Annotated in this window: 13 protein-coding genes; 1 reads left to right on the forward strand and 12 read right to left on the reverse strand. The window is 64.5% G+C overall.

The window, feature by feature from the left end; genetic code table 11:
• The 5 genes from AABQ55_RS22860 to AABQ55_RS22880 form a co-directional block, all read right to left on the reverse strand.
• On the reverse strand, window positions 1-723 hold the full coding sequence (locus tag AABQ55_RS22860) for an ABC transporter ATP-binding protein (RefSeq protein ID WP_244769823.1): 723 nt from the start codon (window positions 721-723) through the stop codon (window positions 1-3).
• Between the two features lie 3 nt (window positions 724-726).
• Window positions 727-1,509, reverse strand: a complete 783-nt coding sequence (locus AABQ55_RS22865) for an ABC transporter ATP-binding protein (protein WP_272806712.1) — start codon at window positions 1,507-1,509, stop codon at window positions 727-729.
• Window positions 1,506-2,477, reverse strand: coding sequence for a branched-chain amino acid ABC transporter permease (locus AABQ55_RS22870; RefSeq protein WP_272806713.1), 972 nt, complete (start codon window positions 2,475-2,477; stop codon window positions 1,506-1,508). The genes AABQ55_RS22865 and AABQ55_RS22870 overlap by 4 nt, the downstream gene beginning before the upstream one ends.
• A 4-nt stretch (window positions 2,478-2,481) precedes the next feature.
• Window positions 2,482-3,351, reverse strand: a complete 870-nt coding sequence (locus AABQ55_RS22875) for a branched-chain amino acid ABC transporter permease (protein ID WP_244769820.1) — start codon at window positions 3,349-3,351, stop codon at window positions 2,482-2,484.
• Window positions 3,352-3,448: 97 nt separating this feature from the next.
• A complete protein-coding gene (locus AABQ55_RS22880) occupies window positions 3,449-4,636 on the reverse strand; it encodes an ABC transporter substrate-binding protein (RefSeq protein WP_244769819.1) in 1,188 nt (395 codons plus the stop codon).
• 254 nt (window positions 4,637-4,890) lie between these two features.
• On the opposite strand from AABQ55_RS22880, the gene AABQ55_RS22885 reads away from it, so the two are divergent.
• Entirely contained in the window at window positions 4,891-5,571 is a 681-nt protein-coding gene (locus tag AABQ55_RS22885) for a GntR family transcriptional regulator (protein ID WP_272806714.1), read from the forward strand.
• Window positions 5,572-5,662: 91 nt separating this feature from the next.
• On the opposite strand, the gene AABQ55_RS22890 is transcribed toward AABQ55_RS22885, so the two are convergent.
• The 7 genes from AABQ55_RS22890 to AABQ55_RS22920 form a co-directional block, all read right to left on the reverse strand.
• The gene (locus tag AABQ55_RS22890) at window positions 5,663-6,799 is read right to left on the reverse strand and encodes a GNAT family N-acetyltransferase (protein ID WP_272806715.1); all 1,137 of its coding nucleotides are present in this window, start codon (window positions 6,797-6,799) and stop codon (window positions 5,663-5,665) included.
• 31 nt (window positions 6,800-6,830) lie between these two features.
• The gene (locus AABQ55_RS22895; protein WP_272806716.1) at window positions 6,831-7,694 is read right to left on the reverse strand and encodes an ROK family protein; all 864 of its coding nucleotides are present in this window, start codon (window positions 7,692-7,694) and stop codon (window positions 6,831-6,833) included.
• A gap of 53 nt (window positions 7,695-7,747) precedes the next feature.
• Window positions 7,748-8,842 (reverse strand): ABC transporter ATP-binding protein, encoded by a 1,095-nt coding sequence (locus tag AABQ55_RS22900; protein ID WP_272806717.1) that lies wholly within the window; start codon window positions 8,840-8,842, stop codon window positions 7,748-7,750.
• 4 nt (window positions 8,843-8,846) lie between these two features.
• Window positions 8,847-9,656, reverse strand: coding sequence for a carbohydrate ABC transporter permease (locus AABQ55_RS22905; RefSeq protein ID WP_272806718.1), 810 nt, complete (start codon window positions 9,654-9,656; stop codon window positions 8,847-8,849).
• Window positions 9,656-10,570: a carbohydrate ABC transporter permease gene (locus tag AABQ55_RS22910; protein ID WP_272806719.1), complete on the reverse strand. Its 915-nt coding sequence runs from the start codon at window positions 10,568-10,570 to the stop codon at window positions 9,656-9,658. The genes AABQ55_RS22905 and AABQ55_RS22910 overlap by 1 nt, the downstream gene beginning before the upstream one ends.
• 11 nt (window positions 10,571-10,581) lie before the next feature.
• Window positions 10,582-11,874, reverse strand: a complete 1,293-nt coding sequence (locus AABQ55_RS22915; protein WP_272806720.1) for an ABC transporter substrate-binding protein — start codon at window positions 11,872-11,874, stop codon at window positions 10,582-10,584.
• A 93-nt stretch (window positions 11,875-11,967) separates the two neighbouring features.
• Window positions 11,968-12,981 (reverse strand): Gfo/Idh/MocA family protein, encoded by a 1,014-nt coding sequence (locus AABQ55_RS22920; RefSeq protein ID WP_272806721.1) that lies wholly within the window; start codon window positions 12,979-12,981, stop codon window positions 11,968-11,970.
• Window positions 12,982-12,991 lie beyond the last annotated feature (10 nt).

The following is a 12,991-nucleotide window of genomic DNA, read 5'->3' on the forward strand; positions in this document are numbered from 1 at the left end:
TCAGAGTTCGCCTCCGAGATAGGCAGCCTTGATGCGGTCGTCGTTCATCAGGTCCCTGGAATTGCCCGACAGCGCGATCGACCCGGTGGAAAGCGCATAGGCGCGGTTGGAGATGGACAGCGCCATGCGGCTGTTCTGTTCGACGAGGAGGATGGAGACCTTCTCGTCGCGGCTGATGGCGACGATGGCGCGGGCGATGTCCTGCACCAGCTTCGGCGCGATGCCGAGCGACGGCTCGTCCAGCAGCAGCAGTTTCGGGCGGGCCATCAGCGCGCGGCCGATCACCATCATCTGCTGCTCGCCGCCCGACATGGTGTTCGCCTGCTGATGGTAGCGTTCGCGCAGGCGCGGGAAACGCGTCAGCACGTTCTCCAGCGTCTGCTCGATCTCCGCCTTGTCGGTGCGGGTGAAAGCCCCCATCAGGAGATTGTCCTTCACCGACATCAGCGGGAAGGCGCGGCGGCCCTCGGGCACCATGGAAATGCCCTTGCGCACCACATCGGACGCGGGGGTACCGTCGAGGCGCTGGCCCTGGTAGAAGATCTGGCCGGACTTGACCGGCCGGAGCCCCGTGATCGCCCGAAGGATCGAGGATTTGCCCGCCCCGTTCGCGCCGATCAGCGCGACGGTTTCGCCCTCGTCCACATCGATGGAGACGCCCTTCAGCGCATAGATGTGGTCGTAGTAGAGTTCGATATTCTCAACGCTCAATATCTTCGTCATGGCTTACATCCCGATCGCCGCATCTTCGGAGCCGAGATAGGCTTCGATCACCTTCTCGTTCTCGCGGATTTCCTGGGGGGTGCCCTCGGCCAGCTTCTGGCCGAAGTTGATGCACACGATGCGGTCGCTGATCTTCATGACAGCGGGCATGTCGTGCTCGACGAGGAGCACGGTGACGCCGCGCTCGTCGCGCAGGCGCCGCACGAGGCCGACCATCTTCATCGTCTCGTCATGGTTCATGCCGGCGAAGGGTTCGTCGAGCAGGATGACCTTCGGATCGGTGGCAAGACCGATGGCCATGCCGAGCGCTCGCAGATGCCCCTGCGGCAGGTTGGAGGCGAGCTCGTTGCGGATGGCCTGGAGGCCGAGGAAATCGACGATGTCGTCCGCCGAGGCCGCGAAGGCCGCCTCGTCGTCCTTCGCCTGCTTCGTGCCGAGGAAGAAGCCGAAGAGGCTCGCCTTCGAGCGCAGGTGATGGGAGACGATGATGTTCTCGCGCACCGTCATGGAGCGGAAGATCGTCGTTTCCTGGAAGGTGCGCACGACGCCCATGCGGGCCACTTTGTGCGGGGCGAGGCTGGAGATGCGCTCCCCGTTGAAGAGCACCTCCCCGCTGGTCGCCGGCACGAAGGAGGAGATCAGCTTGAACAGCGTCGATTTTCCCGCACCGTTCGGGCCGATCACCGAGAGGATCTCGCCCTTGTTGACGTCGAAAGAGACGTCGTTGACCGCCGTCAGGCCACCATAGCGCTTGGTGATGTTCTTGATCTGCAGGATGGTGCTCATGCGCGGCCCTCCTTCTTGTCGAGAAGGCTGAGAACCCCGTTCGGCAGGACAAGCATGAGCAGGATCATGACGCCGGAGTAGACGAGGAGCTGGTATTGCTTGGCGATCGACAGGAGGTCCCAGCCGAAATAGAGCAGCAGCGTGCCGAGCATCGGGCCGAAGACATAGCCAAGGCCACCGAGGAAGCAGTAGAGCATGAAGTTCACACTGTCGGCGACCACGAAGGAGGACGGATAGATCGACTGGGCGATGGAGGCGAACATGGCCCCGGCAATACCGCCGAAGAACGAAGAGATCGCATAGGCGAGCACCCTGAGATAGGCGGTGTTGACGCCGATCGAGGCCGAAAGCTCCTCGTTCTGCTGGAGGCTGCGGCACAGATGCCCGAGCCGCGAGTTCACGATGCGCCAGAGCACCAGATAGGTGACGACCATCAGCACGACGGCCATCATGTAGAAGCCGATGCGCGGATTGGAGAGCGAGCCGAAGGCCGGGATGATCGTCAGGCCGAAGAGGGAAAGCTCGCCCGGCAGCGGGATCGAGGTGATGCCCTTGGCACCGTTCGTGACCGGCAAGGCGAGCGCGGAAAGGCGCGCGACCTCCGTCAGCACCAGCGTCACCATGGCGAAGTAGACGCCGCGAAGACGCAGGATCGGCAAGCCGATCACCACCGAGATGGCGGCGCAGAAGAGGCCGGCCAGCGGCAGCGTCAGCCAGAAGGAGACGCCGGCTTGCGTGACCAGTATGGCCGACACATAGCCGCCCACCAGCGCATAGGCGCCCTGGCCGATATTGATGCGGCCGATATAGAAGGTGAGCCAGACGCCGGCCGCCCCGACGGAGAGGAGCGCGACCGAGGTCAGCGTATAGAAGAAATCGACGCGACCGGTGGCGCCGATGAACAGCGGCACGAGCACGAAGACGGCAAGAAGGAAGACGGCGAAGCCGAGCAGTTTTTTCGTGTCCATGATCTCAACCCCACGGCTTGCCCATCAGCCCCTGCGGGCGGACGGCCAGGAACACCATCAGCGAGGCGAAGATCACGAGATAGGTGATGTCGCCATAGGCCGAGAGCACGGTGAGACCGACGCTCTCCATCATGCCGAGGATGAAACCGCCGGCGATCGCCCCGGAAATCACGCCCGCGCCGCCGATCATGATCATCAGGAAGGCCTTGATCGAGGTCGGGCCGCCCATGCCGAGATTGACGCCGGTGATGGTGACGAGCAGGCCGCCGACGAGGCCGGCCAGCATCGCGCCGAGCGCAAAGCCGATCATCGAATAGCGGGCGACGTTCACGCCCATCAGCTGGGCGGCCATCTTGTCCTGCGCGAGCGCCCGCATGGCGCGCCCGGTCTTGGAGTAGTTCATGAAGGCGATGAAGGCCACGATGAGCAGGATGGCGAGCACGCCGATCAGGATGCGGTCATAGGGCATGATGATGCGCATGTCCCAGTTGAAGACGCCGTTGACGATCTTCGGCACGCCGCGCTGCTTTTCCCCGAAGAACAAGAGGATGACGGCATCGAGGAAGAAGGCGACGCCCGCGGCGAGCAGCATGGTCGATTCATCGCGCTTGGAGCGACGGACGACCGGCGCGAAGAGGAATTTCTCGATCGCCGCGCCCATGACCGCAAGGACGATCGCCGAGGCGAAGAGGCCGACGATGAACGGCAGGCCGAGCTGGACGACGACGGTATAGGTGACGAAGCCGCCGAAGACGTACATCTGCCCGTGGGCGAAGTTCAAGACGTTCATCAGCGAGAAGATCAGCGTCAGCCCGAGGGCGATCAACGCATATTGCGCCCCGAGGTAGAGACCATTGGCGATTATCTGTTCCATCGTGAGCCTCCAATGGAAGAAGGTTCAGGCAAAGAGAGACCCGGCCCGACGACTTGGCGCCGTCCGGGTCCCCATCTTGAAAGTGCCTAGGCTCCGATCAGTCGACCTGGCCGACGAACAGCGTCTCGAACTTGCCGCCCTTGTACTCGTTCACGACGAGCGGTACGGAGACCTGGCGCTTCTGGCCGAAGGAGGTCGTGCCGACATATTTCAGCTTGGCGTCGCCCTTCATGAAGGGGTTGGCGGCCTCGAACGTGTCCATGGTCTTCTTGTACTCCTCGACATTGTCGATCGCCGCCGGGTTCGCCTTCAGCGTCTCGATGATATATTCGAGCGCATAGACCTTGGTGTTGGACTCGTCATTGTATTCGCCGAACATCTTCGTGTAGCGCTCGACGAATTCGTTCATCGCGTCGCTGGCAAGCTCCGGCGTCGATGCGCCGCCGACCGAGATGAAGCCCTCGGCAAGCTCGCCCGCCCCTTCGGCAAGCACGGTCGCATCCTGCGCCGTTTCCGTGGAGATGAGGCCGGTATAGCCGAGTTCGCGCGCCGAGCGGATGAGCTGCGGCGCATTGGCCGGCGAGACGCCCGAAAGCACGAGCAGATCGGGCGAGGCCTGGATGACCGGCAGCAGCACCGGCGTGAAGTCGGTGGTGTCCACCTGGTAGGTCACGTTTCCGGAAACCACCTCGAGGCCGAGCGCCTGCGCCGCCGCAATGCCGGATTCACGCTGGCTGAGCGGGTCGGATTCGTTGGCCGCGACGAAGGCGACCTTCTTCACACCCTTGTTTTCCATGAGATATTTGTAGATGGCCGGGCCCGACTGGTAGTTCGCCACCATGCCGAGGATCGCGTTGGATGCCGGCGGCGTGTAGAGCTCCTTCGGGAAGGCGTAGGGGAAATACATGATGCCGTTCTGCTCGGCGACCGGGCGGACCGCGGCCGCGCCGTCATCGACGTTCGGGCCGACGACGTAGTGCACGCCGTCCTGCGCCATCTTCTCCATGCCGGCGATGGCACGCTTGGGGTCCTTCTGGTCGTCGAAGGGCACGATCTCGATATTGTAGGTCTTGTCGCCGATCGTCACGCCGCCGAGCTCGTTCAGCCAGGCCGCGCGCGCCTCCATCGAGCGCTGGTTGGAAATGCCCCAGGCCGCTGCGGGGCCGGAGGTGACACCGACGAAGCCGATCTTCAGCGTGGCGTTCTGCGCATAGGCCATCAGCGGCAACGACAGCATGGTCGCTGCGGCAAGAGCGGAAACTTTCAGGAATGTGCGCTTGTGCATGATTGTTCTTCCTCTGGGCCATTGATCTGTTTTTGATAGGCGCATGGGCCGCAAGGTGCGGCTCCAATCGGCCTTGGCAGAGGCATTGAGCGCATTGTTAACGATCTTGTCAAGTGGTTGTGAACAAGACATGCTGAGCCGTGTCGACGAAATCGACGCTTGTTGGTCAACCAAATCAGCCTTATTTAGAGGCTGAGCAACAGACTACGCATGTCAGGGTGAGTTCGGTGGTTGATGTAGGCAGGGAAAATCTGATGGAAGCGGAGGAGATCGACGAGAGCGATATCGTCGATCGCATTTTCGAAGCGGTCATCGAACAGAGATTGCCGCCGGGCACGAAGCTTTCCGAATCGGCGCTATGCGAAGCCTTCGGCGTCGGGCGCATGCGCATTCGCCGCAGCCTGCTGCTGCTGGCGAGCCGCGAGGTCGTGGAGCTGCATGCCAATCGCGGCGCCTTCGTCGCCTCGCCCACGCCCGAGCAGGCCCGCGAAGTCTTCGAGGCCCGCCTTGCGTTGGAGCCGAACATCGCCCGCCTCGCCGTCCAGCGTGCGAGCGAGGCGGACATCGCGGCGCTGACCCGCCATCTGGAAATGGAATATGTGGCGCACAAGGAGCGGCACCGCCACGACGCGATCCGCCTGTCCGGCCAGTTCCACACCTTGCTGGCGCAGATCGCCGGCAATGCCATCCTCATCCGCACGATGAAGGAACTGGTGACCCGCACCTCGCTGATCATCGGCCTTTTCGGCGCGCCCGGCGTCAGCAATTGTCGTGACGACGACCACGCCGCCATCGTCGGCGCCTTCCATACACGGGATGCGGAAAAGGCGGCCTGGATGATGACGCTGCACCTCCGCCACATCCAGGACCATCTGGAAGCCGGCGCCAAGACCTCCGACAGCGTCGATCTCATGGCCCTGTTCGGCAAGGCCTGACCCAGAGCAGGTTCTCCAAGGAAGAACACGTCGGCCGCAAGCCCGTTCGTCGGCTCGACATGCTTTCCAACCGCGAGCGGGCGGGCGGTCATCAGAAGTGTTCGGCAACCCATGGCGGCGGGCCGACGAAGATGCGGTCGGCAAGGGCAACGGCTTCGGCCGTGCCATCGGCATGGCCTACCCTTTGCAGGAAACTGGCCGGGCGGAAGCCGGAGAACAGGCTGGGGAACTGGGCCTCCTCGATCGTCAGGACCGGCCCTCCATCGCCATCGGCCGTGCAATGCGCTGTGCCATCGCGAAGGGCAAGATGCAGGACCTGCCGTTCCGCCCCCTCTATCGCCAGCGTCAACTCACCGTCATCACAGGCATAGCCGCGCGCCGCCAGCGCGGCCGCCGGCTCCAGCACACGCAGCAGAAACTCCTCCTGGTGGACCAGCGACCAGCCCTTGTCCGGCATGGCGAAGATGAGGGCATCCTGCGGGGCGCCGTGCCAGCGCACCTTGCGATAGACCGTCGAGAAGGTGCCGATGAATTTCAGGATCTGCCGGGCCGCCGCGCCGCTCAGCGCGGCCCAGTCGCGAACATCAAGGACGTCCTCGTCCGACGTGTCGATCACCACGTAAGCTGCATCCTCGCCGAAGACGAAGACCGAGGGGATGCTCGCCGTCTCGTCGAGGCGGGCATTCCAGTGGGCATCGTGGCGGTCCAGCAGGCCGGACTGCGGGCGGCAGGCACGCCGGTAGATGGGCTCGAGCACGGCGCGCGCCGCGCCAAGCGATACGCGGCGGCAGCGGATGTCCTGCCGGATCTTGTAGAATTCCGACGTCTCGGCCTCGTAGATCATCTCGTGACCCGCAAGGTTGAAGCCGGAGCGGCGATAGACCGGGCGCGTCGAGGCGAAAAGGCTGGCGAGCAGCGCCCCGCCCTTGCGGGCGTCCTCGCAGGAGAGATCCAGGATGCCGGCGGCAAGGCCGCTGCCGCGAAACTCCGGCTGGATGGCGACGTGGGCGATGTTGGCCGCAGGAACCACCCTGCCGCCGAACCAGTGGCCGCAGGAAATGACCGCCCAGACCGCGGCCGGCTGCCCGTCGCTCTCAAGGACACGGAAACAATCGAGGCCCGTCATCTCGACATAGCGGCGGGTGCGCGCCTCGTCGAAGGCGAAGGCGAGGCGATAGGCGTCGATGATGAACGGCAGGTCTGCCGCTGCGGCCTTGCGAACCACCATGGTCGGTTTCTCCTTCTGTCGGCGACCGGTCTTAGCGACCCGCGCCCGAAAATGCGATACGGGCCATATCCGCGACACCGAGGATGCCGGCCCGAACGCCGAGTTCGGCGCGGCAGATCGGCACCGGCGCAACGGGGCCGAGCGGCGGCATCAACGCACGCACCCGGTCGATGAACCCTTCCGCAAGGCCGATGCCGCCGCCGAGAACGATGCGCGGCGGATCGAGCGCCAACTGGATGTTGCGGCACAGGCGCGCGACGCGCTGCGCGGAGGCCGCAACGATATCCATCGCCCATGCTTCCCCCATCGCGGCGCTGGCGAAAACCTGCCGCGCATCCGCCGCCTGTCCGTGACGCCGGGCTTCGGCCGCCATCCAGCGCCCGGAGACGCGATCCTCAAGAAAGACGCCATCCTCGCCCTCGGTCGTCAGTCCGAAATGCCCGGCGAGCCCCTCCCGCAGACGGCCGTTCAGCACGATGCCGCCGCCGATGCCGGTGGAAATGGTCAGGAAGACGAGATCCTCGCCCTGCCCCGCCCCGAGCGCATGTTCGCCCCAGGCGGCGGCCTGCGCATCGTTGACGGCGATGGCAGGGCGGGAAAACAGCGCCTCGACCCGGGAAACGAGTGGATAATCCGGCGGGATGCCGAGGGTCGCCGGGTTCATCGCCGACCACCGGCCATCCCGCACGAAGCCCGTGACGGCAAGGCCGATGCCGGAAAACCGCCCGCGCCAGGGCCCTGCCGCGACAAGGGCCGCCTCCAGCCAGCGATCCGGCCCATCCTCCCGCCTGGTGGGAACCGTCACCTCACCCACCACGCCGGATGCACGAACGAGCGCGACCAGCGTCTTGGTGCCGCCGATATCGACCGCGAGGATTGCCTTGTCGTCCGTCATGCTCATCTTTCCGGCTTCACCCGAAGCCGTTGCGCATTTTTGCTGAAACCGCTCTAGCCAATCAGCCGCCCGGCGGCCGCGTCGAAGACCGAAACCTTTTCCGCCGCAATCGTGACCGGCACGACGGACCCCTGGGCAACGCTCCCGGTCTCCATGCGGGCGACCAGCGAATGACCGTTAAGCGACAGCGTCACATTGTCCTCCGGCCCGGTGGATTCCACCATCTCGACGCGCGCCTCGATGGCCGGCTGCCCGTCGCGCGCAAGGCGGATATGTTCCGGCCGGATGCCGAGCAGGACGTCGCCCTTCGCCACGGTTCCTTCCGGCAGGGCAAGCGGCAGCGACCAGCCCTTCCGGTCGTCGAAGGCCGGCCTGCCATTCGCAAGCACCAGGTCGCCAGGCACGAAATGCATGGCGGGCGAGCCGACGAACTTCGCCACGAAGAGATTGGCGGGACGGTGATAGATCTCGTAGGGACTGCCGATCTGCTGCACCTCGCCCTTGTTCATCACGACGATCTTCGTGGCCAGCGTCATCGCCTCGATCTGGTCATGGGTGACGTAGATCATCGTCTTGCGGATGCGCTCGTGCAGCTGCTTGATCTCCGCCCGCGTCTCGACGCGCAAGGTGGCGTCGAGATTGGAAAGCGGCTCGTCGAACAGGAAGATTTTCGGCGCGCGGACCAGCGCCCGGCCGATCGCCACGCGCTGGCGCTGGCCGCCGGAGAGTTCGCGCGGCTTCCGCTCCAGGAGCGGTTCGATCTGCAGGAGTCGCGCCACCTCGGCGACCTTCGTCTCCTTTTCCGCCGCGCTGGCGCTGCGCATGCGCAGCGGGAAGGCGATGTTCTGCCGTACCGTCATGTTCGGATAGAGCGCATAGGACTGGAACACCATGGCGATGTCCCGCTCGCGCGTCGGCACCGCCGTCACGTCGCGGCCCTCGATCTCGATCAGGCCGCCGTCGATCGGATGCAGGCCGGCGATCGCGTGCAGGAGGGTCGATTTTCCGCAGCCCGAAGGGCCGAGCAGCACGACGAAATCGCCCTCCTGCACCTCGATGTCGATGCCCTTCAGCACGCTGACGCTGCCATAGGATTTGCGGATGCTCTTCAGCAGCAGGGATCGCTTCATTGTGTCTGTTCCCGTCATCGTTCTATCCCTTGATGCTGCCGAGCGACATGCCGCGCACCACCTTGCCCTGGACCAGCATGCCGAGCACCAGCATCGGCAGCATGACCAGCGCCGCCGCCGCCGTCAGCGGCCCCCATTGCACACCCTGGAAGGTGAGGAACGAGGTGATGCTGACCGGCAGGGTCTGCGTGTCGCGCCCCGTCAGGACAAGCGCGATGAAGAATTCGTTCCAGGTGAAGAGCACGCACAGGATGAAGGTGGCGACGATGCCGCCGAGCGCCACCGGCAGGAAGATCTCGCGGAAGATTGTGAATTCGCGCGCGCCGTCGACCTTGGCCGCATCCCTCAGTTCCCGCGGAATATCCTCGAAGAAGGTGATCAGCAGCGAGATTGCGAAGGGGATGTTGACGAAGGCGTAGACGCCGATGACGATCCAGTGATTGTTGAGCAGCTTCATCTGCGCCGCCAGGAAATAGGTCGGGATGATGAAGATCAGCGGCGGAGCGATGCGAAGGCTCAGGATGAATTTCTCGTTCTGCCGCTTGGTCGGCTCGTCCTGCGCCACCAGCCCATAGGCGACGAGCGCGCCGACGCCGACCGAGATCACGCTCGCCGAGAGCGAAATGACGACGCTGTTGAAGAAGGCACGGATGAAGACGCCGTTGTTCAGCACCTTGGCGTAGTTCTCGAAGGTCGGCGCGAACAGCCAGACCGGCGGCATGGCGAAAGCGTCGCGCTGGGTCTTCAGCGAGGTCGCGATCACCCAGTAGAGCGGAAACAGCACGCAGAGAAGAAGAACGGCGAGCGCAACCCAGAACACGATCCGGCGCATCAGATCTCTCCTTGCTTGGGCGCCTTGAAGGCGAGGTTGTAGAGCAGGAGCAGCGCGACATTGGTGAGGATGGTCAGCACCAGGGCGATGGTCAGCGAATAGGAGATGTCGAAATTGGTGAAGGCGGAGATGTAGCCGTAGAGGTTGAGCGTCTCCGTCGACAGCGCCGGCCCGCCGCGGGTCATGATGTAGAAGATGTCGAAGGCTTTCACCGCATCGATCGCGCGGATGAGCGCGACGACCATGAGCGCCCGCTTCAGCGCCGGCAGGGTGATGAACCAGAGCACCTGCCATTCCCGCGCGCCATCGACGCGGGCGGCGTTCTGCGGGTCGCCCGGCAGGGATTCGAGCGAGGCCATGGTGAGCAGCACCACGAAGGGCGTCCATTGCCAGATATCGGCCATCAGCAGCGAGAAGAGCGCGACATTCGGATTGCCGAGCCAGTCGACCGGGCCAAAGCCGATGGTGGAGAGCAGATAGTTCATCATGCCGTTGGAAGGATCGAGCAGGAAGCGCCAGGTGAGGCCCACCACGACGGGCGTCATGACGATCGGCACCAGCAGGATGCCGCGCACGATGCGCTTGCCGAGGAATTCGCGATCCACCAGAAGCGAGATCGCAAGACCCAGCGCCACTTCGATGACCGTCGCCGCGACGGTGAACAGCACCGTGCGCCCGAGCGCATTGATGGCGCGGCCGTCGAACAGCAGCCGGACATAGTTGTCGAAGCCGATGAAGCTCTCCTGCCCCGGGCGAAGCAGGCTGATATTGTGCAGCGTCAGCCACAGCACATAGACGGTCAGGATGACCGAGACCGAGCCGAACAGAAGGACGATCGGACGGTAGAAATAGGTGGTCGCATCCTTCATGGCGCCGCTCCCCGCAAGGCCGGCCATGCCCGGCGAACCGGGCATGGCGCTTGTTCTCAACGGCTGAGCGCGGCGTCGTTCGCCGCATTGGCCTCGGCGAGCGCATCCTTGGCCGATGCCGTGCCGGCCAGCACCTTCGAGACGGCGATGCCGGCATTGTTGATGACCTCGTTGGCGGCCTCGACGGTCGGCAGGTATTGCGGATTGCCGGCATTGATGGAGGCGAGCATGGCGTCCTTGAAGGCGCCGTAGCGCTTGGCGAACTCCTCCGAATTCAGCGCGGCGAGCGAGGTCACGCCGGAATTCGGCGCGAGGGCGAAGGACTTGATCTGCTGTTCCTTGGCCGTCGCCCAGGAAGCGAAGAGCCAGGCCGCCTCCTTGTTCTGCGAGGCCTCGGAAATGTAGAGGCTGTGCACGGCGAGCGAGGAGGAGCCGCCCTTCAGCGTGTCGGTCTCAACCGGCACCGGCACATAGCCGACCTTGCCGACGACGGACGAGATGGACGGGTCCTCGTTGAACGCACCGTTGACGGTGGCGTCCATCGTCATGCCGGCCTTGCCCTGCTGGAAGAGCACGCGGTTCTCCTCCCAGCCGAAATTGGCGACGCCGACCGGTCCATAGTCGCGCAGCACGCTGGCAAAGGCGTCGAGCGAGGCGGCGGCCTCGTCCGTGCCGAGCGCCGACTTGCCGTCCGCCGTGATGAACTCGCCGCCATAGCCCCACAGCCAGCCGGCCCAGACATAGACGTTCTGGATGCCCTGCGCGCCGCGCATGGTGATGCCGGCGACCGCGCCGTTCGACTTTTCCTTGATCGTCTTCGCGGCCGCCGTCACCTCGCCAAAGCTCTTGGGAGGAGCGATGCTGTATTCTTCGAACAGGTCCTTCCGGTACATCAGGAAGGTGCTTTCGCCATAGACCGGCAGGCCGTAGAGCTTGCCGTCGACGATGTTGGTGTTGAGATAGCCCGGCACGAAGTCCGCCTTGTCGTAGTCCGCGGGGAACTTGCCCGCGAGCTCGTCGAGCGGCGCGATATAGCCGGCCTTCAGGAAACCCGGAATGTAGATGATGTTGTTCTGGACCACGTCGTAGCGGCCGGAACCGGAGGAAAACTCCAGCAGCATCTTTGCCGTGATGTCGGATTCCGGCACCACTTCGAGTTCGACCTCGATACCGGTCGCCGCGGTGAATTCCGGCAGCAGCGCCTGGATGCCGTCCGTCGTCGGATGGCCTTCCATCAGCACGGCGAGACGGGTTCCCTTGTAGGGCTGGTCCGCATCCTGCGCGAAGGCCGATGCGGCCACGGACGAGGACAGTGCAAGCGCAAATGCAATGAAGTGACGTCTTTTCATGTCGTTCCCCTTTTGAATGTCGCTCGTCAACGAGCCGTCAGTCGCACTTCGCAGCGCCGAGACGCGCTGTATCTCCCTGAATTTCTGTCGCGTTCAGAACCGCTGCACCTCGCCGGTATCAGCCGAGCGCACGAGCGCCTGAGTCAATTCCAGCGACAGGAGCGCCTCCTCACCGGTCGCGACCTGGCATTCGGCGCCGCCGATCCATTCGAGCACGCTGGAGAGCTGGAGGCGGAGATCACCGCCGACCCTGCCGCCGATCTCCGGCCAGTGCTGGGTGTCGATCTCGCGCGAGGCCTGGTTGTCGGCGAAGTAGAGGCCGCTGTCGCCGCACTGCACCTCGAAGGAGCCTTCCGTGCCGATCATTTCGAGGCGTGCGTCGATCATGTGGCGCGCACCCGCCGGCAGCGACCAGGCGCTTTCGAACGTCACCACCGTGCCGCCGGAAAAGCGCACGACGCCGGCGATCGTGTCCTGCGTGCCCATTTCGCCGAGCAGGATCTCGGTCTGCTGCGCATAGGCGGTGACCGGCGTCTGGCCCTTGAGCATCCAGAGCACCATGTCGACATCGTGCACCGTGACGTGCATGGCGAGCGGCAGGGTGCCGGCATACCGCTTCGGCCCTTCCGTGCGGGCACTGTTGCGCCTTGCATAGACATGGATCGGCGTGCCGATCCTGCCGGTCTCGATCAACTCGCGCGCCTTGTAGTAGCGCGGGTCGAAGCGCAGGAGGTAACCGACGCCGAGCTTCACATTCGCCGCCTTGCACGCGTCAACGATCCGCCGGCCATCCTCCAGCGTCGAGGCGATCGGCTTTTCGATGAAGAGGTTGACGCCCTTTGCGGCGATCGCGAGCGCGGGCTCGAGGTGCAGGTGATCCGGCGTGCAGATGCTGACGAGGTCGAGCGTCTCGGCCGAAAGCAGCTCCTCATGCGAGCCATAGACGCGGATGCCGCCGCCGAGCCCGTCGGCCACCGCCTGCGCCCGGGCGCGGTCGCGGTCGACGATGGCCACCAGCTCCGCCCGCGGATCGCTCGCGAAGATCGAGGCATGCATCGAGCCCATGAACCCGGCACCGATGACGGCCACTTTTGCTGTCTTGATCATGTCATCCTCC

Origin of the sequence: Shinella sp. WSD5-1 (assembly GCF_963942435.1) — a bacterium.
Lineage (GTDB): Bacteria > Pseudomonadota > Alphaproteobacteria > Rhizobiales > Rhizobiaceae > Shinella > Shinella yambaruensis.

What these genes read in the sequence shown, in the direction of transcription:
- AABQ55_RS22865 (WP_272806712.1), bottom strand. Translation starts at nt 1,509, where the DNA reads ATGAGCACCATCCTGCAGATCAAGAACATCACCAAGCGCTATGGTGGC.
- AABQ55_RS22910 (WP_272806719.1), bottom strand. Translation starts at nt 10,570, where the DNA reads ATGCCCGGTTCGCCGGGCATGGCCGGCCTTGCGGGGAGCGGCGCCATG.
- AABQ55_RS22900 (WP_272806717.1), bottom strand. Translation starts at nt 8,842, where the DNA reads ATGACGGGAACAGACACAATGAAGCGATCCCTGCTGCTGAAGAGCATC.
- AABQ55_RS22870 (WP_272806713.1), bottom strand. Translation starts at nt 2,477, where the DNA reads ATGGACACGAAAAAACTGCTCGGCTTCGCCGTCTTCCTTCTTGCCGTC.
- AABQ55_RS22915 (WP_272806720.1), bottom strand. Translation starts at nt 11,874, where the DNA reads ATGAAAAGACGTCACTTCATTGCATTTGCGCTTGCACTGTCCTCGTCC.
- AABQ55_RS22885 (WP_272806714.1), top strand. Translation starts at nt 4,891, where the DNA reads ATGGAAGCGGAGGAGATCGACGAGAGCGATATCGTCGATCGCATTTTC.
- AABQ55_RS22875 (WP_244769820.1), bottom strand. Translation starts at nt 3,351, where the DNA reads ATGGAACAGATAATCGCCAATGGTCTCTACCTCGGGGCGCAATATGCG.
- AABQ55_RS22860 (WP_244769823.1), bottom strand. Translation starts at nt 723, where the DNA reads ATGACGAAGATATTGAGCGTTGAGAATATCGAACTCTACTACGACCAC.
- AABQ55_RS22880 (WP_244769819.1), bottom strand. Translation starts at nt 4,636, where the DNA reads ATGCACAAGCGCACATTCCTGAAAGTTTCCGCTCTTGCCGCAGCGACC.
- AABQ55_RS22905 (WP_272806718.1), bottom strand. Translation starts at nt 9,656, where the DNA reads ATGCGCCGGATCGTGTTCTGGGTTGCGCTCGCCGTTCTTCTTCTCTGC.
- AABQ55_RS22890 (WP_272806715.1), bottom strand. Translation starts at nt 6,799, where the DNA reads ATGGTGGTTCGCAAGGCCGCAGCGGCAGACCTGCCGTTCATCATCGAC.
- AABQ55_RS22895 (WP_272806716.1), bottom strand. Translation starts at nt 7,694, where the DNA reads ATGACGGACGACAAGGCAATCCTCGCGGTCGATATCGGCGGCACCAAG.
- AABQ55_RS22920 (WP_272806721.1), bottom strand. Translation starts at nt 12,981, where the DNA reads ATGATCAAGACAGCAAAAGTGGCCGTCATCGGTGCCGGGTTCATGGGC.